The sequence below is a fragment of the Leptospira tipperaryensis genome, from assembly GCF_001729245.1.
Classification (GTDB): Bacteria; Spirochaetota; Leptospiria; order Leptospirales; family Leptospiraceae; genus Leptospira; species Leptospira tipperaryensis.
The window spans coordinates 2,488,964-2,508,798 of the sequence record NZ_CP015217.1; the positions used below are offsets into that span (position 1 = coordinate 2,488,964).

The 19,835-nt window shown below is 43.2% G+C and carries 16 protein-coding genes; 12 read left to right on the forward strand and 4 right to left on the reverse strand.

Annotation, left to right across the window (positions count from 1 at the left end):
- The first annotated feature begins 44 nt into the window (after nt 1-44).
- The 3 genes from A0128_RS11740 to A0128_RS11755 all read left to right on the forward strand — a co-directional run bounded on the left by A0128_RS11740 (nt 45) and on the right by A0128_RS11755 (nt 3,732).
- Nucleotides 45-443 carry a ParB N-terminal domain-containing protein gene (locus A0128_RS11740; protein WP_069607690.1) on the forward strand — a complete coding sequence of 133 codons (399 nt, stop codon included), beginning with the start codon at nt 45-47 and terminating at the stop codon, nt 441-443.
- A 222-nt stretch (nt 444-665) separates the two neighbouring features.
- Nucleotides 666-1,484: a major surface lipoprotein LipL32 gene (gene lipL32, locus A0128_RS11745; protein ID WP_069607691.1), complete on the forward strand. Its 819-nt coding sequence runs from the start codon at nt 666-668 to the stop codon at nt 1,482-1,484.
- Between the two features lie 490 nt (nt 1,485-1,974).
- Nucleotides 1,975-3,732: an acyl-CoA dehydrogenase family protein gene (locus A0128_RS11755; RefSeq protein WP_069607693.1), complete on the forward strand. Its 1,758-nt coding sequence runs from the start codon at nt 1,975-1,977 to the stop codon at nt 3,730-3,732.
- An 880-nt stretch (nt 3,733-4,612) separates the two neighbouring features.
- On the opposite strand, the gene A0128_RS11765 is transcribed toward A0128_RS11755, so the two are convergent.
- Nucleotides 4,613-5,272, reverse strand: a complete 660-nt coding sequence (locus tag A0128_RS11765) for an oxidoreductase (protein WP_069607695.1) — start codon at nt 5,270-5,272, stop codon at nt 4,613-4,615.
- A gap of 34 nt (nt 5,273-5,306) precedes the next feature.
- Here A0128_RS11765 and A0128_RS11770 point away from each other — a divergent pair, with 34 nt between their 5' ends.
- On the forward strand, nt 5,307-6,743 hold the full coding sequence (locus A0128_RS11770; protein ID WP_069607696.1) for an adenylate/guanylate cyclase domain-containing protein: 1,437 nt from the start codon (nt 5,307-5,309) through the stop codon (nt 6,741-6,743).
- A 488-nt stretch (nt 6,744-7,231) separates the two neighbouring features.
- Here A0128_RS11770 and A0128_RS11775 read toward each other — a convergent pair whose 3' ends face one another.
- The 3 genes from A0128_RS11775 to A0128_RS11790 all read right to left on the reverse strand — a co-directional run bounded on the left by A0128_RS11775 (nt 7,232) and on the right by A0128_RS11790 (nt 10,641).
- On the reverse strand, nt 7,232-8,125 hold the full coding sequence (locus tag A0128_RS11775) for a hypothetical protein (protein ID WP_069607697.1): 894 nt from the start codon (nt 8,123-8,125) through the stop codon (nt 7,232-7,234).
- A 578-nt stretch (nt 8,126-8,703) separates the two neighbouring features.
- Entirely contained in the window at nt 8,704-9,048 is a 345-nt protein-coding gene (locus A0128_RS11785; protein ID WP_069607699.1) for an Mpo1-like protein, read from the reverse strand.
- Nucleotides 9,049-9,111: 63 nt separating this feature from the next.
- Nucleotides 9,112-10,641 (reverse strand): deoxyribodipyrimidine photolyase, encoded by a 1,530-nt coding sequence (locus tag A0128_RS11790; RefSeq protein WP_069609260.1) that lies wholly within the window; start codon nt 10,639-10,641, stop codon nt 9,112-9,114.
- A 206-nt stretch (nt 10,642-10,847) separates the two neighbouring features.
- Here A0128_RS11790 and groES point away from each other — a divergent pair, with 206 nt between their 5' ends.
- The 8 genes from groES to A0128_RS11830 all read left to right on the forward strand — a co-directional run bounded on the left by groES (nt 10,848) and on the right by A0128_RS11830 (nt 19,829).
- Nucleotides 10,848-11,138, forward strand: a complete 291-nt coding sequence (gene groES, locus A0128_RS11795) for a co-chaperone GroES (protein ID WP_069607700.1) — start codon at nt 10,848-10,850, stop codon at nt 11,136-11,138.
- A 14-nt stretch (nt 11,139-11,152) separates the two neighbouring features.
- On the forward strand, nt 11,153-12,790 hold the full coding sequence (groL, locus tag A0128_RS11800; RefSeq protein ID WP_069607701.1) for a chaperonin GroEL: 1,638 nt from the start codon (nt 11,153-11,155) through the stop codon (nt 12,788-12,790).
- Between the two features lie 103 nt (nt 12,791-12,893).
- Nucleotides 12,894-13,562, forward strand: a complete 669-nt coding sequence (locus A0128_RS11805; protein WP_069607702.1) for an SIMPL domain-containing protein — start codon at nt 12,894-12,896, stop codon at nt 13,560-13,562.
- A gap of 604 nt (nt 13,563-14,166) precedes the next feature.
- Nucleotides 14,167-14,664, forward strand: coding sequence for a DUF1579 family protein (locus A0128_RS11810; RefSeq protein WP_069607703.1), 498 nt, complete (start codon nt 14,167-14,169; stop codon nt 14,662-14,664).
- 158 nt (nt 14,665-14,822) lie between these two features.
- On the forward strand, nt 14,823-16,079 hold the full coding sequence (locus A0128_RS11815; RefSeq protein ID WP_069607704.1) for an ATP-grasp domain-containing protein: 1,257 nt from the start codon (nt 14,823-14,825) through the stop codon (nt 16,077-16,079).
- Nucleotides 16,066-16,713 carry a class I SAM-dependent methyltransferase gene (locus A0128_RS11820; RefSeq protein ID WP_069607705.1) on the forward strand — a complete coding sequence of 216 codons (648 nt, stop codon included), beginning with the start codon at nt 16,066-16,068 and terminating at the stop codon, nt 16,711-16,713. The genes A0128_RS11815 and A0128_RS11820 overlap by 14 nt, the downstream gene beginning before the upstream one ends.
- Nucleotides 16,689-17,576: a class I SAM-dependent methyltransferase gene (locus A0128_RS11825; RefSeq protein WP_069607706.1), complete on the forward strand. Its 888-nt coding sequence runs from the start codon at nt 16,689-16,691 to the stop codon at nt 17,574-17,576. Before A0128_RS11820 ends, A0128_RS11825 begins: the two co-directional genes overlap by 25 nt.
- A 3-nt stretch (nt 17,577-17,579) precedes the next feature.
- Entirely contained in the window at nt 17,580-19,829 is a 2,250-nt protein-coding gene (locus tag A0128_RS11830; protein ID WP_069607707.1) for a YhjD/YihY/BrkB family envelope integrity protein, read from the forward strand.
- Nucleotides 19,830-19,835 lie beyond the last annotated feature (6 nt).

A 19,835-nucleotide genomic window follows, 5' to 3' on the forward strand; every position in this document is an offset into this window, starting at 1 on the left:
GAATTGAATTGAATCGAGAGCCACCCGAATATTTTTGAGAAACAATGAAAATCCGAGTCTCCGACATCAAAGTTAAGAATCGTATCCGAAAAGATCTGGGCGATCTTCGCCCCCTAAAAGAATCCATTCAGAAGTTGGGTCTTTTGCATCCGATTCTCATCGACCTCGACAATACCTTGATCTCGGGAGAAAGAAGACTCGAAAGCGTAAAGAACCTCGGTTGGGAATACGTCGACGTTCGGATTGTAGACATTCGAAATAAAAAAGAAAGAGTGCAGATGGAGGCCGAAGAAAACAATATCCGTTTAGAATTTACTTCGGAAGAACAAGAAAGGGTTCAGGAACTCCTCAAGAGGTATTCGTATTCAACAATCTTTGGAAAAATCCTTGCGTGGATTTTGGATCTCTGGGACTGGATCAAACGATTTTTCCAAAAAAAATGAAATCCCTGCTGACTGTTTGGTGATTTAGAACTTTTTTCCAAAAAGATTCTGATTACTTGAATCCGATCCTGCAACCGTTCTCAAGGATCTATTGAGACTTTTGAATCCAATTTAAGTTCCATTTTAATCGGATTCTATCACTTTCAGGTAAAAAATTATTCAATATTGATTTACAAAAAGCTCCCGAGTCCATACCGTGATTTTCCTAACTAAGGAGAGTCTATGAAAAAACTTTCGATTTTGGCTATCTCCGTCGCACTCTTTGCAAGCATCACAGCTTGTGGAGCATTCGGCGGTCTGCCAAGCCTAAAAAGCTCTTTTGTACTGAGCGAGAGCACCATCCCAGGGACAAATGAAACAGTAAAAACTTTGCTGCCCTACGGGTCTGTAATCCATTACTATGGATACATCAAGCCAGGACAAGCGCCAGACGGTTTAGTCGATGGAAACAAAAAAGCATACTACCTCTACGTTTGGGTTCCTGCTGTTATCGCTGAGATGGGAGTTCGTATGATTTCCCCTACAGGCGAAATCGGTGAGCCAGGCGACGGAGATCTAGTAAGTGACGCTTTCAAAGCTGCAACTCCAGAAGAAAAATCAATGCCAAGTTGGTTTGATACCTGGATTCGCGTTGAAAGAATGTCGGCTATTATGCCTGACCAAATCGCTAAAGCTGCGAAAGCAAAAGCACTTCAAAAGCTTGATGACGATGATGATGGAGATGATACTTACAAAGAAGAGAGACATGCAAAATATAACTCTCTTACAAGAATTACCATCCCTAATCCTCCAAAATCTTTTGACGAACTGAAAAGTATCGATACTAAAAAACTTTTAGTAAGAGGTCTTTACAGAATTTCTTTCACTACCTACAAACCAGGTGAAGTGAAAGGATCTTTCGTTGCATCTGTTGGTCTGCTCTTCCCACCAGGTATTCCTGGCGTGAGCCCACTGATTCACTCAAATCCTGAAGAACTGCAAAAACAAGCAGTAGCTGCTGAAGAGTCTTTGAAAAAAGCTGCAGCTGACGCTACTAAGTAATTCACACTTAGTTTTACAGTTGTTTAAGGTAAAAAGCCACCGCAAGGTGGCTTTTTTTATACGAGCGTCGCCTAAACAAAAAGATCGAAAGATACAAACTTCTACGAATTCTTATACCAACTAAAAAACAAAAGAATGAAGAAATCAATCGGAGCTTCTTTTTAAATTCGTTTTTTCAAAAGAAAACAAACCCTTCACTTTCCGAAAAGTCCGGAAATTCTTAAAACCCCGCGTTGAATCTACTTGCAATTTACCGAATTCGTATAAAATTTAAGAAAGGGTCTTTTGTAATCCCGAGAATTCCTTTTAAAAAGAACGATCAAGATTCTTCTTTTCTTTCCGGAATCTCACGACTTAGAAACCTTCCTTTTCTGGAATTCTCCAAACAACGTTCGATAGCGAAGAATTTCGGTTTTCAAGGTGGAAATCTGGCTCCGGAGTGGCAATAAGACTAAAATCAACCTGAACATAAGTTCATAAAGGATTTGAAATGATAGAGAATAATTATTTTTCAGAAAACGCAGATCTACAAGAGAACTTTCAATCGATCGTAGATTGGAAAGAAATCATAGACGGCTTTGAAGGCGACTTTGAAGACCACAAAGAATATCAGAAAAACGGAAAAGACGAACTGGCGATGGCGCCCGGTTCCTACGAAGACGCATTAGAATATTATAAATCCATTTTAGAATCCGGTGGGGAGATCGCCGGAAAACAAATCGCGCCCTTGGCAAAAGACATGGACGTGGAAGGACTCAAATATTCTTCGGGAAAGGTTACGTTTCCGGAGGCTATGGTAAAGGCGGTCAATCAAGTCAAAGACGCGGGGATTCTTCCTTATAGCATAGGAAGACACCACGGCGGTTTGGGAATTCCTGCGACCGTTCAGACCATGATGATGGAATTGTTTTCCAGAGCTGACGGTTCCTTTGCGATCACCTTGGGTTGTTTAAATCTCGCGGAAACGATCGAAAGATTCGGATCTCCGGAAATGATCGAGGAATACGTTCCCAAGATGGCGAGCGGAGAACTCTTCGGTGCGATGGCGCTAACGGAACCGAACTACGGATCCGATCTTCCCAATCTTCAGACCAAGGCCGTAAAAGATGCGAACGGAGTCTGGAGACTCACGGGAGCAAAACGTTTTATCACTCACGGTTGTGGGTTTGAAGGAATTCCCGCAGTGATTCTTACCCTTGCAAGAACCGGAACTCCGACGAGCGGCGCGAGAGGACTTTCTTTCTTCCTCGTAAAAAGTTCAGACGTTTTTATCGCAGGGATCGAAAAGAAGATGGGACTTCACTGCTCTCCGACTTGCGAAGTCGTCTACGAAAATTCTCCGGGAGTTCTCATCGGAGAAGAAGGTTACGGTTTGGTTCGTTATTCTATGGCGATGATGAACGGCGCGAGACTTTCGATCGCGGCTCAGGCGATGGGAATCGCGACCGCGGCCTATATGGAAGCAAAGAAATACGCATCCGAAAGAGAACAATTTGGAAAGACGATCCAAAACATTCCAGCGGTGAGAAAGATGCTTTCGGCTATGGACCGTGAAATCTCGGGAATGAGAGCGATTCTTTTAGAAGCTTCTCGTTCCATCGATCTCTATCACTGGAAGTCCGAACGTCTCAAACTCAAAGGCGGCGACGAAAAGGAAATACGCAAAGACGAAACGATTCGTAAATGGGAAAAACTGGCGAACCTTTTTACTCCATTATCGAAGTATTATATTACGGAACTTGCAAATAAGATCGCCTACGACGGTCTTCAGATCCACGGAGGCGCGGGTTTCACCTACGACTACGACATCTCAAGAATCTACAGAGACGTAAGAATCACGAATATCTACGAGGGAACCACACAACTTCAAGTAGTCGCTGCCATCGGAGGAATCGTTTCCGGGATGTCCGCGAAAGGCCATCTCCGTCAATACTTCGAAGAAGAATTTTCTAAAATTTCAACTTCTTCACTTTTAAACGAGAACAAAGAAACCTTTGAGAAGATCGTCGAAGCCTATTCTTCCGTGGAAAATTCTTCTCTGAGAGACGAGGTAGCTTTCGAAGTCGTGGAATCAACGGCTCGGATTTTAATAGGACTTCTTTTGGAAAGATCCGCTTCCCGTTTGAAAGGAGAAGCCAAAGAGAAAAAAGATCTTCTCGCGAGAGAATACAATCTGGAAACCAAGGCGATTCTTGCCGGAAACAAGATCGAAATCGAAAACCGCCAAGGACAACTCACCTTCGCGTAAAACTCTTTCCTTCTGATTCCCACACTGATTTTCGAAACTTCCGAGATCTGTGTGGGAACTCCCTCTTCGAATCCTTTTTCTACAAACCCATTGTTTTCCAAAAAAAAGTTGCTGGAACTTATTCCAAACTCGGATTGAACGCAGCTTCGACACTACCCGGCTTCCGAGGAGAATGGACGATGGTTCACAAAGTATTCAGTTTCCTCTTTGAGCTGATTTATAAAAAGGTTTCCCAAAAGACGTTCGCATCAATAAGGAGTTTGGAATTCTCAGCCTAAATGGAAAGTTTATCTTTTTATTAACTTTGATTTTACTTTCCCTTTTTGTTTCTTTGGGAAACTCGACTCCGATCACGATCGGACTTATTATCTTAATGACGTTTATAGAAACGTCACTTCTGACATTTCTCTACTTTCAGTCGATCAACAGGACCCTCGATCAAATCAATCTTGCTGCCAACCATCTCGTGGTGGGAGGAAGCGGGCCCTTCCCCTTCTCTCCATCGATCGCGAATTTATACTCTTAGCCGAAAATTCTGAAAAAGACACATCCGACGTCGGAAAGATTCGGGACAATCTCCAACAACTCGGAGACGAAAAAACCTCGGAGCTCAGAAATTCCCTGGATATCGTCGAAAAATTAAGATCGCAACAGGACGGAGAATACTTTCTCACTTCTCTTTTGATACAACCTCTGAGTCTAAATAAATCCACGGGAGACAAGGTACATGTCGATTTCCTAATGAAGCAGAAAAACATTCGTCTTTCACGGAAAAAAAAAGAATTTTGATTCTGCGATATTCTCCTTACAAGAAGCGTGGAAGATTCATCCCGAATCCGAAAAACTCTCGAGTCTTACCAAAACTTTAAAGAAAGAAAAATCACTGGCTTCCGATGGATTCGATTCTATCGGATTCTAAGATCCGAACCCCGGCCGGTTCTTTTTGCGCGATCGTAATCATTGCCTTTGCAACCGTTCTTCCGTGAATCGATCTGTATTTTCGAGTTCCTCCCAAAAGGAAGGGATTTACGACCTTGAATAAAAGATGTCCTACGGTTTCACCAAAACGATTTTCCTCCCGTTCTCCCTCGAGCAAAGAAGGACGAAAGATTCCCGTAAAAGAAAAGCCTACCTTCTCAAGATCCCTTTCCATCTCGCCCTTGACTCGATTGTAAAAAACCATCGACTTAAAATCCGCTCCGAGAGCGCTCACTACCAAAAAGGATTTCGCGCCGGCGGATTTGGTAAGTTTTGCGAGTTTTAAAACGTATTCGTAATCCACTTTTCTAAAATTCTCCTGGCTCCCGGCTTTGGAAATCGTAGTTCCCAAACTGCAAAATACATCCGTGATACCTTTTGGAAGCGATGTAGCAGATAACGTGTCATAATCCGAAACAATTTCTTCGGCTCCTGTGATCGATCCGGCCCTTCTTACGAGAGCGTAGATCTTAGAATAGTCGCCGCAATGAGACAATTCTTCCAAAAGATACTTTCCGATCAGACCGGAGGCGCCGGCGACCAATGCAATTTTTTGACTCATTCTTCCCTTTTCTCCCGAAACATATCCGGAAACTTTGTCCTTGTCCCTTTTTTATGAAAGAATTTTTTTCAAAAGAAGCCGCTTCCTCCGGAAAGAATTGATTTCGAATCGTGAAATTTCTATCTTGAACTTTGTGAATCTATTTCATTCTTTTAAAAACGCGCTGCATACTTTGGACCGTAAGTCCATGCCGGAATCGGTCTTGGAAGTCCTAAAAAAAGAGGAATTGAACGGGATCATCATCACCAATTATTTCCGTTATCTCATCGCGTTCTTTTTTGCGATTCAGGTGATCGCCAACTTGGACGCGGGAAGTAAAACCACAAACTTGATCGCGTTTTCCGCATACTTGATTTTAACCGTAACACATACGATCGTGATCCGAGCTTTTCCGGATTCTATCATTTCCATTTTTAATTATATCACTCTGATTGCGGAATATATTCTCATTCTACTCATTCTTCTTTTTTATACCTTTACCGTCCCGAATATGGATTTCGGATTTACTTTAAAAAATCCGATCAACCTGTTTTATCTTTTTCCGATCATCTATTCCTTGTTACAGTTCCGGATCCGTTTCGTCTTTATAGGTCTTTTTCTTTTTTATATTTTCTACTTTTCCATTCTTTGGTTGGCCATATCTTCCGGAAAACTTACCTACGCGCAACACTGGGGTGAATACGTCAGTGGCCCCGCAGTTTTGTTAGAAGATATCATCACCGGAAAACCCATCTTATATTTTTGTTTTTCCATCGTAATCGCTATCGGAATCTTTCGTACCGTTTCCATGGTAAGAAGAATCGGGATCGCCGAAGGTCAAAAGACTGAACTCTCCAGATACTTTTCTCCAAAGATCGTAAACGAGATGATGGAAAATCCCCAGACTCTTCAGAGTGGAAATCGTCAGATCGTGAGCATTCTCTTTTTGGACATTCGTAACTTTACTTCTATGTCCGAGAATATGGATCCGAAAGAACTCAGCGAACTTCTATCAGAATTTCGTAAAATTATGATGGAATGCGTTTTTGAAAACAACGGAACCTTGGACAAGTATATCGGAGACGCGGTGATGGCAACTTTTGGAACTCCTCACCCTTCTCCATCCGCCGAAGTCGACGCAAGAAACGCCGTCGGTTGCGGAGTGATCATGCAAAAACGTCTTTCCGAATGGAACTTCCAACGCAAGTCCGAAGGCAAAATACCGATCACGATCGGAATCGGAATTCATACGGGGGAAGTTTTTGCGGGGAATATCGGAAACGAACTTCACAGAGAATACACGGTAATCGGAGACGCGGTCAACACGGCATCCCGTATCGAATCCCTCTGCAAACTTTTGAAAAAATCCTTTTTGATTTCCAAAGAAACCAAGGAACTGTTAGGCGGGAAATACACTCTCAACCGAATGCCTCGTGTAAAAGTCAAGGGCAAGGAAGAACCGTTGCAAGTTTATGAGGTACTTTGGGGCTAATTCGCGATCCGTAGGGAGCGAATTAGGCTAAAGCGAAGCGGCAGCTCTTTGCGACGCAAAGAAAGAGCGATCCGTAGAGAGCGAATTAGGCTAAAGCGAAGCGGAAGCTCTTTGCGACGCAAAGAAAGAGCGATCCGTAGAGAGCGAATTAGGCTAAAGCGAAGCGGAAGCTCTTTGCGACGCAAAGAAAGAGCGGACCCGTAGGGAGCGAAGCCGCAAAAAGGCAGCGGAGCGTCGGCCGTTGGCCTCAAGCGCAAGCTTGAGAAACGCGATCTGCAAATGCGATCCATAGAGAGCATTTGCACTGAGTTTAGGGAGCGAATTAGGCTGAAGCGAAGCGACAACCCTTGCGAAGCAATGAAAAAGCGACCCATAAGGGAGCGAAGTCAATCAGCGCAAACTTGAAAAATACGCAAAACCGCCGATTCTTACCAAGAACACATGAGAATTTCATAAAATTCTAATCTAATAAAAGAACGATCAAAAAATCACTCAAACGAATTTTCCAGTTCCAAGTCGGCGTTCATCGTTCGTTCACAATAGGCAAACGGAGAAAGCAGATCGCCCTCGATAAATTGAAAAGAATCAATGACGTCGATCTTACGAATTTCACAGAGAAATTCAGGACCTGCTTTTTCTTCCGATTTGATTTCAAAAAGGATCGCTTCTTGCGGTTCTCCATAGGTCGCCTTTCCGAATTTCATCGAGACAAAACAAATCGTTTCACGAAGTTTGCATTCTACGGATTGAAAATCGATTCCCTTCCAGGCAAGGTTGAATTGATTTTCTTCATCCTTTACACTCAGAGAAAAATTCTCCAAAAGCGCTTTCAGAGGTTTTCTATAAAACCCGGCGTCGTAGTCCCCGTCCGTAAAATGATCTCGTTTCGCCCAACCGGAAAGAATCCCGTTTGTGACTTTGATAAAGGCGCGTAAGTCGTGACTCGGTTCGATTTCATCGATCAAACGAACGCTTGTATTGTAAGATAATTCTCCGATCAGTTTTGAATTCGGATCCGGTTTTTCTTGGAGAAGAATTCCGGATTTTGTAAAAACTCGAATCTTTTTATTATAGGATAGATCGTTTGAGGAAAGAAAAACTTCCTTCCCGTTCCAAAGACATTTTGTATAGAGCGAACCGTATTTCCCCCTTGCATTTTGTATTTCCCCGTCGTAATCGACTAACACCAAAATACGAGCTCCTTTCGGGACACGTTCAGCAAGATGTTCTCCGTTTAAGTCAGTTCCCGATCCGAAACCGACCATAAACGTAACGGGACAAGAATTCGTTTTTCTACAATCGCTTTTAAAAAACGAACAAGAGGAAGAAATCGAAGAAGCGAGAATTAGAAAGAGAACGGAGGTGATTCTTCGAATTTGCATTCCGGAGAATGTGCATACTTTTTAAACTCTGTCAATGGAAAAGAAGAATGGGAAACGCTATTTGTCCAATCGAAGGATGAAAGATTTCTTGCGCGGGGTCAAGACGTCTACGTCAGTGAGAAGGTTCGGATTTTATGCCGAAGAAAAACGGAACTGATAGAAAAAACCTTGTCGATTGCAAAGTTTCTATCTCGGAGCCGCACTCACAAAGGTGGTTCGAATTTCAAGATCCTTCGTCGGAAATACGACAACGATTCTACCGGGAAAGACACGGGCCTTGCGTAAGCGACAAAGTAAGTTAGGCGCCGAGATTTTGCATAGTCATTCATCTTATCCACAGGAAGCATTTCGGAATCGAGAAGATCCCAAAACCGATCTTTGTAGGAGTTCCTACAGGATGTTTTGCACTTGCAAAAGATCGATTCTTATGATAGAGCAAAATCAACGGGAGTTTTTCCCGCCACCGCTCCCCTCCACCCAAAATCAGGGTGGGGCGCGCGACTTTCACAGAGGATTGTCGGAACTACGACAAACTTTTTCTTAAATCTACGGTCCTCTCGGGTGCGGTTTCAGGAAGTTTACTTCTTACCGATCTTCTCGAGTTCCTTTCCGATCTGCCCGGTGAGAATGTAGAAATACATCAACCAGTCACCCATAAACGATTTGAACGGATAAGTAAAAGTTGCCGGACGATTCTTCTCAATAAAAAAATGACCGATCCAAGCAAAGAAGTAACCGGAAAAAAGCGCGGCGAAAATGTAATACGGATTTAAATTGATGATCGCCGTTAAAATCCAACCGAGAGCGATAGAAGTTCCGATAAAGTGAAGAGTTCGGTTGAGCGGATGGGAATGTTCCCCTAAGTAAAAGGGCCAAAATTCTTTAAACGTATCATAAGTCTTAGGTGCGGCTTCTGCGGTCATAGTAGTTCATCCTCTTTTTCTACGATTCTATCCGCTCCAGTTCTAAAATGCAAGCCATTTGAACTAAAACAACTTCGTGGAAATTCCTTCCAAGGAATCCACGTAATCAAAATACGATTTCAGTTTGAACTTCTTCGCGGTCGAATCCGATGACATAGTTCGAATGTTACCGAAAACGTTTCTTTCCGGAAACCAGGGTCTGTCGAACAAACCAAAACACCAAAGAATTCCGGTATAGGAATTCGGATCCCTTCCGTCATACGCATATTTGTTGTTAAAGTCTTCCAAAATTTCGAAAGCGGTTTCGTAGTCTCGAGTCCATTCGATCACCTTTTTTCCCCAGAGCATACGAAGATAGTTGTGCATTCCTCCGGATAAAACCAATTCCTTCTGAGCCGCGTTCCAAACCACGTCATGCGTCCTTGCGCTCTCCAGATCTTCTTTTTTATAGAGAAAAGGCCGTTTGTCCTTTCTGTGAAAATCCAGATTCTTCTGAATCCAATCCGGAAGAATGGAGAGATCTTTTCGAAACGAAGGTTCTTTCCAAAACATCAAAAAGCCGACGTCTCTCCAAGTGATGAGTTCGTCTAAGAATGAATTTACGTTTTCATCCGGATGAAAGTATCCTTCCCTTTTATTTTTATTTTCCGGAATGATGATCCCCGGATTCCAAGACGTTTCCAGATTCCAGTCGAGAACGGCGCTTACTACTTCTTCCTGTGCGATAGAACCGAAGTGCAGATACGGAGACAAAAGAGAAGAATGCGAATCCTCCGGTTTTTTTGGCTGACTTCTTTTTTCAGCGTATCCGGCCAATCCATCCTTTAAGAATCGTTTGAGAAGTTTGAGCCCCTCCGCCCTTCCCCCTATTTTTCCTTTTACGGGTAATACCTGCGGGCAAAGAAAATCAATTTTTTTGAATATTCTAAAATCGGAATTTTCTTCCGGGTCAAACCAACGAACGATCTTTAGGGGAGAATCCGGATTCTTCTCCAACCAGGATTCTCCTCTTTCCAAAAAAGGTTTCTCCGGTTTTTTCGAGGACCGGAAATTCCAGGCTTCCGGAAACAATCGATGTATTCGAGGTCTTAAAATTCTCGCGGCCGAAGCAAATTCTCCATAGGAAGAAAGCGGAATGATGGAATTGGAATCGACCGCGAGCAACTTTGTTTCGATTAGCGAAGAAACTTGTGAGAACATTTCAGGAATGATATAAGCAGGATAATCGTCGGTAACTACGAGTGCGGCGCGCTCGGTGAGTTTTCGAAACACATCGGCGATCGGATTGTCTTTTGTTTCGACAAAGGCTCGATACGTTAGACCTAACTTCTTAGCATCCTTCGCGTTAGTCGCCATTCCTTCCAATAGAAATCGATGAAGGCGGGGAGAACTCCATGGATAATCCATCTTCAAAGGTTCGTAGATTAGAATTTCCTTTTTGTATTTTTTAGAGAGATGGATCGCGTAATCCAGTGAATGATTCCAAGCGAGTCTTCTCGCCATCGACATCCAATAGAGAATGTAAGGCTCTTCTTCTCGAACGGGTTTTTGGTTACAATCTCGAACTCGGATGAGGTTTTCTTTTGGAAACATATTTCTCTTTTGTAAAGGATTCCACTTTAGACGGGCTTTAATCGGCGATTTACGAAATTCTACGCGATTCTCTCTTTTTTTGTTTTCGGAAATTAGCACTCTCAAGCTTTAAGTGCTTGACGAAAGAGCGCCAGATTTTTTAATTGGAAATCTAAGTCAGCACTCTTCCTTGTATAGTGCTAATCAACATTTTAAGGAGTTAGTCTATGGCATCGATTAAACCTCTGGGCGACAGAGTCCTCGTAGAACCAAGACAGGAAGCCGAGGAAAAAATCGGCAGCATTTTCGTTCCTGATACGGCAAAAGAAAAACCTCAAGAAGGGAAAGTCGTAGAAGTCGGAAGCGGCAAATACGAAGACGGAAAGCTCATCCCTCTCGAAGTAAAAGTAGGCGATACCGTCCTTTACGGGAAATATTCCGGAACTGAAATCAAATCCGAAGGCAAAGAATACCTCATCATCCGTGAGAGCGATATTCTCGCCGTTGTTAAAAAATAATTTAGGAGTGAATCATGGCTAAAGAAATAGAATACAACGAAACAGCAAGACGTAAACTCCTCGAAGGTGTAAACAAACTCGCTAACGCGGTGAAAGTTACCCTCGGGCCTAAGGGTCGTAACGTAGTTATCGATAAAAAATTCGGCGCTCCCACCATCACAAAAGACGGTGTGACTGTTGCAAAAGAAATCGAACTCGAAGACGCTCTGGAAAACATGGGCGCGCAAATGGTAAAAGAAGTTTCCACAAAGACGAATGACGTCGCCGGAGACGGAACTACCACTGCTACGATTCTTGCTCAATCCATCATCAACGAAGGATTGAAAAACGTTACTGCGGGTGCAAACCCAATGTCTCTGAAAAGAGGGATTGATAAAGCGGTAACAGCGGCAGTGGAAAGCATTCAAAAAAGAGCCGTTAAAATCGAAAACAAAAAAGACATCGCGAACGTTGCCACCATTTCTGCAAACAACGACAGCGCGATCGGAAATCTAATCGCTGACGCGATGGACAAAGTCGGTAAAGACGGAGTCATCACTGTAGAAGAAGCAAAGTCCATCGAAACCACTCTTGACGTGGTAGAAGGAATGCAATTCGACAGAGGATACATTTCACCTTATATGGTGACCGATCCTGAATCCATGATCGCAACTCTGAACGATCCGTTCATCCTCATCTATGACAAAAAGATCTCTTCTATGAAAGATCTGATTCACGTTTTGGAAAAAGTTGCTCAAGCTGGAAAACCTTTAGTAATCATCTCAGAAGAAGTGGAAGGAGAAGCGCTTGCTACGATCGTAGTAAACACTCTTAGAAAAACCATTTCTTGCGTTGCGGTGAAAGCTCCCGGTTTCGGTGACAGAAGAAAATCCATGTTGGAAGACATCGCGATCCTCACCGGCGGACAAGTGATCTCCGAAGACCTCGGAATGAAACTCGAAAACGCTACTCTTCAAATGCTCGGCCGTGCAAACAAAGTGACCGTAGACAAAGAAAACACTACGATCATCGAAGGCAAAGGCCAGACAAAAGATATTCAAGGAAGAATCGGTCAGATCAAAAAACAGATCGAAGATACTTCTTCCGAATACGATAAAGAAAAACTACAAGAAAGACTCGCTAAACTCGCGGGTGGTGTTGCCGTGATACACGTAGGCGCCGCTACCGAAGTAGAAATGAAAGAGAAAAAAGCTCGTGTAGAAGACGCTCTTTCCGCTACTCGCGCAGCCGTGGAAGAAGGAATCGTTCCTGGTGGTGGTCTGACTCTTCTAAAAGCTCAGGAAGCGGTTGCCGCTCTGAAACTCGAAGGCGACGAAGCTACCGGAGCAAAAATCATCTTCAGAGCTCTCGAAGAACCGATTCGTATGATCACGAACAACGCAGGTCTGGAAGGATCCGTTATCGTAGAACACGCGAAGAGCAAAAAAGGAAACGAAGGTTTCAACGCGCTCACTATGGTATGGGAAGATCTTCTCGTAGCCGGAGTCGTTGACCCTGCGAAAGTGGTTCGTTCCGCTCTCCAAAACGCTGCTTCCATCGGTTCTATGATCTTAACTACAGAAGTTACGATCACCGACAAACCTGAAAAAGACGGTCCTAACCCGATGGCGGGAATGGGCGGCGGTATGGGAGGAATGGGCGGAATGATGTAATTCATTCTTTCCTTTCTTTTGTTCACGCAAAAAAGGCGGTCGAGATTTTCTCTTCCGCCTTTTTTTATATAAATTTATACTTTTAGAATATTATAGGAATCTCATGAAACAATTTTTTACCCTCCTACTACTCGCGACCTCGTTTTTCGGACTTTCCTCCGAGACAAAACAAACCGTTCTCGTATCCGGGACCGGTTCCGGGATCGTCGAAACCGAATACATTCAAATTAGTTTTTCCGTGGAAGTGGAAGACAAAGACCACAAAGTAGCCCAAGAAAAGAATTTGGAAAGAACGACCTCCGTAATCAAAACCCTTGCCAAGAAGTTTAAGATCGGAGCGAAAGACATCTATAGTACGGACTATTCCCTTCAGAGACAGTATCTAAACGATGGAAAACAAAGACCTTATCTTTCCACATCCGGGATTCTTCTGAAATTAAGAAATTTGAATTTATACAAAGAGATTCTTTTGGAATTACAAAACATAGGAGTCAACCAAGTCGGCGGAATCGAGTTCAAGGCGGATAACGTTCAAAAACAAGAAAAGGAAGCTCTTGTCGCCGCTTTGGAAGACGCAAAAAACAAAGCCCTGATTCTCGCGACTTCGATCGGAAAAACGAATGTGATCCCGATTCGAATTGTTGAATCTGATTCTAACATAAACCCTCAGGTTTTCTATCAGATGAAAGGAAGGGAAAGCGAATCCTCCCCTCTTTCCGTGGGAGAAAGAAAGATCCAAGCCAAGGTCAGTGTGGAATTCGAAGTTCAGTAAAAATCCGACGCAGAGGGTTGTTCCACCTTCTACCGCTTCGTTCGATCTTGCGGTAGAATTTTGAAAAAGTAGGAACTCTTACAAGACTCCGATCTTGCGGTAGAATTTTGAAAAAGTAGGAACTCTTACAAGACTCCGATCTTGCGGTAGAATTTTGAAAAAGTAGGAACTCACACAAGACTCCGATCTTGCGGTAGAATCTTGAAAAAGTAGGAACTCTTACAAGACTCCGATCTTACGGTAGAATTTTGAAAAAGTAGGAACTCTTACAAGACTCCGATCTTACGGTAGAATTTTGAAAAAGTAGGAACTCAAACAAGACTCCGATCTTACGGTAGAACTTTGAAAAGTAGGAACTCACACAAGACTCCGATCTTGCGGTAGAATCTTGAAAAAGTAGGAACTCACACTGGAATCCGATCTTGCGGTAGAATCTTGAAAAAGTAGGAACTCACACAAGACTCCGATCTTGCGGTAGAACTTTGAAAAAGTAGGAACTCACACTGGAATCGCCAATTCAACGGGAAACCAACCGGCTTTCTTCCCATTTTCGTAGTCTAAATTTTCTTGATTTCCCGACTGAATTCTTAACTACTGTTCCGCCATGGGCAAAGAAAAGTTTGAAACTTCAAAACGAGAAGGTATCCACAAAGAATTCGAATCCTTCGTAGGAAACTGGAAAGGTGTAAACCAGATGATGTTCAAAGAGGGAGAAGTCACCGACGAATCCCCGATCAGCGGAAGCATAAAACTTGTGTTAGGTGGAAGATTTCTACTTCACGAATACAAGGGAAGTTACGCGGGAGAATCTCTGGAAGGAATCGCGATCTACGGATATCATATCGATCGCAAACGATACGAATCCGCCTGGATCGAAAGTTTCGGAATGGGAAGCGGAATTCTTTTTTCCCAAGGAGAATCGGGAGTCCCCGATTTTTCTTTTACGGGCCACTACGGCGGAGAAACTCCGGAAACAAAATGGGGTTGGAAAACCCATCTCGAAAAAGACGGAGAAAATAAACTCATCATCTTTTCGCAGAATCTCAGACCGACCGGAGAAAAAGCCGGTGGAGTCAGAATTCTTTACGACAGAGTCAGTTGATCCTAACCAAGATTCATTCTTACGAAGGAAAATTCGGAAGAGACGAGGAACACTTTTATACGGACCCCGAGATCGCCGAGAATTCGAACTCCAATCTCAACCTTCCCTCTTAAAAATCCTTTGACTTTCTTAGGGGATCCAAAGAAATACGAAGGGAAATGAAACAGAAGGGGTATTTTCTTTCCATCGGAGCCGGTATCAACCAAGTACCCCTCATCTCTTCCGCCACCAACTTGGGATACACGGTCATCGCCGTGGATCAAAGCGATCGCGCCCCCGGACTGGGCCTCGTCCCTCTTCGAATCTTAGAATCAGTAACAGAATATCGTAAAATTCTTAAGACCGCCTCCGAACTTCCTCTGCAAGGAAAAATCGTCGGAGTAGGAACTCGTTCCTACGGAAAGGCGACTTATACTACTTCTTATATCGCGGATAAGATGAAGCTGCGTTATGCGCCTCTTGCCTCCGTTGAAATCTGTTCGGATAAGAATCTTCTGAAAGCAGCCGCAGAAAGGGTCGGAATTTTAGTTCCAGAAAGTTTGGATCTTCATTCCGGGATTTCAAAAACTCAGTTTCCTTTTGTATTAAAACCCGCGCGCGGAAATAGCAAAGAAGGAATTCGTACCTTTTATCATCCGGAAGAATGGGAACACTATCTCAAGTCTAAGAAAAAACTTCCTCGTCCCAAAACATCCGCTAAAAAGAAAAATGCGGCGAGCGTCGCGGAGAAAGAAGAATGGATCGCACAAGAATACATTCCCGGATTTGAAATCACCGTTTGCGGACTTGTGCAAAACAAGGAATTCTTTCCCGCTTCGATCTCTCACAAAGACGTAACTTCTTACGCGCCTTATTTAGAAATTGCTCATACACTTCCCTTTTTACATCCTGAACTCGTAGGAGAAATTCTCCTCAATTGCAGAGCCCTCGTCTCTGCGACAAAGATGAACAACTGTCCCTTTGTCGCGGAATTTAGAATAAATCCTCTCGGAGAAATTTATCTCATCGAAGCCGTTCCCGAAGTCGGAGGCGAATTTTTAGCTGACTATCTCATTCCTAATTATTTCGGAACTTTCTATTTTGAGAATCTTGTCAGACTCTTGGTCGGAGAAAAGATCAAACCGTTTGTGCAATTTTCTCAGGTTCCCAAAAAATACGCGGGAGTGTTTTTCTCAGCTCCTCCCGAAGGAAAATCCAAGTTTGTAGAACATTCTTCTTTTCAAACCCATGGAAAAGAAAAACTCATCTTGGATTTGAAATGGAAACATCCAGGTGATATTTTAAAAACAAACGACGGGAACTCTGTTCGAACTCGAAGTGTTGCGCTCGTCGGGCCGGAGCAAAACAATCAAAGTCCGGAAGAATGGAAAACTTCCGTACAAAAAAGACTGGAAGGCAAGTTTGAATCCGTCTGAACCTTCTTCACAGTCGGCTTGGAATACTCATTATACTCGAAACAAATCCAGGCTCGGTTATCCGGATGAAAATCTGGTAAGAATGCTTTCTAAAATCAAAACAAACACGGAAGAATCTTCAGTTCCCAAAAGGGCGCTGGATTTCGGTGCAGGTTCCGGAAGACACTGCATTTTGTTAAACGAATTCGCTTATCAAGTCTACGCGACGGATTATACGGAGAACGCCGTCCAAACGATTTCCAAAGAATATCCGTTTGTTAAAGCCATAATCAGCGATCGTCCGCCCTTCCCCTTTGAAAACGGATTCTTCGACTTGATCGTAAGTTGGGGAGTTCTCCACTACAACAGCGTAGAACTCGCAAAACAAATCCTAGATGAGAAAAAAAGAATTTTGAAACCGGGAGGATTTCTCGCCGGTTCGGTCCGCGCCGTGGGAGATACGCACCTCCAGGCGCAAGGGACCACCATCCAAACCCCCGATCTCAAAGGCGCTTATTCTCGATTTTATACATTAGAAGAATTGAAACAAGATCTGAACGGTTTTTCTCAAGTCGAGTTCGGATACACCGAAAGAACTCCCCTTGGAAAACTGGAAGAAAGGATTTGTCATTGGATTTTTCTAGCCAAACTCTAAACGAAACCTGTCCCTGCTGCGGAACAGATCGTTGGAAATTCTTATATCATTCTACATTTAATAATTATAATATACCGATATTCTTGTGTGTTTCCTGCGGTTTACAAACGCAATTCCCGAGACCCAAAGCGTCCGAGTTATACACGGAAGAATATTATTCCGGAAACGCAGACTTTTCTTATAGAGACGAAAGAAAAACGGAAACATTCGATCGTTATGTCTGGAAAGCGCGTATCAAGAACATTCAAAAATTCAAACGTAAGGGAGAATTTTTAGACGTCGGTTGTTCTTTTGGCGGATTTTTAAACTGCGCCAAGGAAGCCGGATTTGGAGTGACCGGCGTGGAGATTTCTCCTTATTCCGCGAAAGTAGCCGAGGCAAGAGGATTCAAAGTTTTCACGGGAGAATTCTTAGAAGCAGATCTTCCCGAAAATTTTTTCGACGTAATCACTCTTGTCGAAGTGATCGAACATCTTTCCGAACCTCCTCAAGTTTTTGCAAAACTAAATCGGATTCTAAAACCCGGAGGCCTTTTACTTTTACAAACCGCGAACTTCGAAGGATGGCAAGCGATCGACGCGGGTGCGAGTTATCACTATTATCTGCCGGGACATTTTTACTATTATTCCGAATCCAATCTGAAAAAAATTCTTGATCATTCCGGTTTCGCCGATCATATCACGTATCCCGGAGTCGACTTTTCTCTCTCCGCAAAATTACTCAAGTCCAGAGGTAGTTTCCAGTCTTGGATCGATTATTGGAAATGGATCCGTATCGGAATCTATCACTGGAAAAGCAAATTCAAAAAGAAAGGCAGACCATTGACTTCGTCGATGGTACTGTACAGCTTCAAGGTAGAATGAAGGATGTTACACATTTTAAAGCCGGGTTGGTTGACCGACTCCGATAAGATTCCTGAAAAAGGATTCTTACGTTATTTCGTACTTTTTTTAAGAGTCTTCGTCGGTTCCGCGTATCGTTTTATCAAAGACGATTGTCTCATGCAGGCTTCCGGAATTTCTTACACCACGATCGTATCTCTCATTCCGATGCTGACCGTGGCCTTGTCTTTGATTACGATCACTTCCGGTTTGGAAAATAGAAAGGAAGAAATCTTTGATACGATCAACACTTTCATTCTACAAAGCAACATCAACGTTGATATCAACACCTATCTCGAAACGATCGGAGACTTGATCGACACCGCGTCCCAGATCGGAGCGATCGGTTTTGTCATTCTCGTATTTTCAGCGACAGCGGTATTACGTTCTCTTGAAACCGCGTTTAATGGAATCTGGAAGATCCATTCCAATCGTTCCCTTTTCCAAAAATTGGTTTTTTATTTTTTCGTCTTAGCCATCGGACCTCTTCTCTTCGTAATCGGAGAAGGTGTTGCGGAAAAGACCATCGATTTTTTCAGACCTCCTCATTACTTCTCTATGGAAAGAGATCCGTCCGGAAAGATCTGGATCAGCGGCGAGAACGGCACCTTATTCCGTATGGACGCAAATCTTAAAAAAGAATATTTCATCCGAGAAGACGAGATCGATTTTGAAAATATGAAATGTCTGGATAACCTGGGCGGAAGGCTCGACTTCTGTAAAAAGCCCGATATAAGCGGTTCGGATTTTATAAAAGTAAAAATCAGGGACGGACTCATCTATGTACTTTCTCAAAAGGGAGTTCTTCTCATCAAAGCGATCGAATCTTCGGTTTGGACCTTGACTTCCTTAGAAGGTGTGGAACTCAAGGACATTGAAGTCATAGAGTCGAATAATATTTTTATTGTATTCAAAAACGGTGAAGTGCTTCACTACATCCCGGAAGGAATTTCCTTCAAACCCATCTTCAAAGACCGACTCAAGATGAACGCATCTAAAGTCTACTTTCCGGATCCTCTAAACGGATATATCGCCGACGAATCCGGAACGGTCTGGACGAGCAACGACAAAGGTTTTACTTTTTATCCGAACCGATTGACTCATTTAGCATTTCATGATATACACAGAACCGAAAACGGAGACATCTTTTTAGCCGGAGAAAGAGGAGTAATCTATCGTTCCAAAGACGGAGGAAATAGCTGGATCGAAACCAGTCACAAACGATATAATTTTATACGTATCTGGTCTTTTACCGGAATGGATCAGATGGAACTTTTTGCGATGGACAGCCTCGGTCACATTTTGATCTCCACGGACGATGGAGACCACTGGAATCCTTTTTATACTCCGATGAACGGAAAACTCTGGGCTAATCTCCTTTTGGAAAGAAAGGAAAACGGAAAGATCAGAATGTTAAACGTCGGAGAATATAGAACCATCAGTATTACCGAATCCAAGGATCAAAAGTTTGCGACTACGCTCGTAACCGGAGGAGACAGCGTCTTTTCGATATATTCTTTTTTAAGAATTCTTTTCCCTCTTTCCGGGATTTGGCTTTTTTTCCTGAGCCTTTATTCTTTGATACCGAACACAAGAGTTCCGCTCAAAGCTTCCGCGGTCGGAGCCGCGGTTACGGGTGTGATCTTTCTCATCTTTCTCTGGGGATTTCAAGTCTATCTTTCCTCGTTTAGCGAAACGACGATGATCATCTACAAAGCGTTAGCCGCTATTCCGATCTTTTTATTGGGCGTATATTCTCTTTCACTGATCGTGTTGTTCGGAGCGGAAATCACGGCCTCCTTACAATTCAGAGAAAGATATCTGGCCCCCCTCCAATCCTTGGAGACGATGCATTCGTCCACGAGCAACGAGTTTAGAAAGCTGATCCTAACCTTGAAATCCGCGTATCAAATTCAAAAGGATAAGAAGGTCCCTTCTTCCTTACACGAGATCGCGCTCGTCTCTCGTTTGAAAGAGGAAGAGATTCCGGTTCTTACCAAAAAGCTTTGTGATTTGGGATTTTTATCGGCGACTAAGGTAAACGAATTTGTTCCGATCGCCGCATCGGCGGACTTAAGCGTTGGAGATATCTATCGGAAGATTCCCGAACCTCTTCTTACCGGAGACGCCGGTCTCAAACTTTTTCCATCGCCTCTTCAATCCAAAGTGGAGAAGACCGAAGAAAAACTTCAAAACGATTTGGATCTAATTAAGTTTAGCGATCTGATCGGATAAAACCGA